This window comes from Streptomyces shenzhenensis (genome assembly GCF_021462265.1).
Classification (GTDB): domain Bacteria; phylum Actinomycetota; class Actinomycetes; order Streptomycetales; family Streptomycetaceae; genus Streptomyces; species Streptomyces shenzhenensis.
Map to the genome: position 1 here is coordinate 1 of NZ_JAJONF010000234.1, position 262 is coordinate 262.

Genomic DNA, 262 nt, shown 5'->3' on the forward strand with positions numbered 1-262 from the left:
CCTCCAACTGGACCTACGACCCGGTGCGCAAGCAGTACTACTGGCACCGGTTCTTCTCGCACCAGCCCGACCTCAACTACGAGAACCCGGCCGTCCAGGAGGAGATCCTCTCCGCGCTCCGGTTCTGGCTGGACCTGGGCATCGACGGTTTCCGGCTGGACGCGGTGCCGTACCTCTACCAGCGCGAGGGCACCAACTGCGAGAACCTGCCCGCGACCCACGACTTCCTGAAGCGGGTGCGCAAGGAGATCGACACCCAGTA

Annotated in this window: 1 protein-coding gene; it reads left to right on the forward strand. The window is 64.9% G+C overall.

The window, feature by feature from the left end; genetic code table 11:
• A partial coding sequence (locus tag LQ326_RS47610; RefSeq protein ID WP_268208480.1) for an alpha-amylase family glycosyl hydrolase occupies positions 1-262 on the forward strand: 262 nt, incomplete at both ends.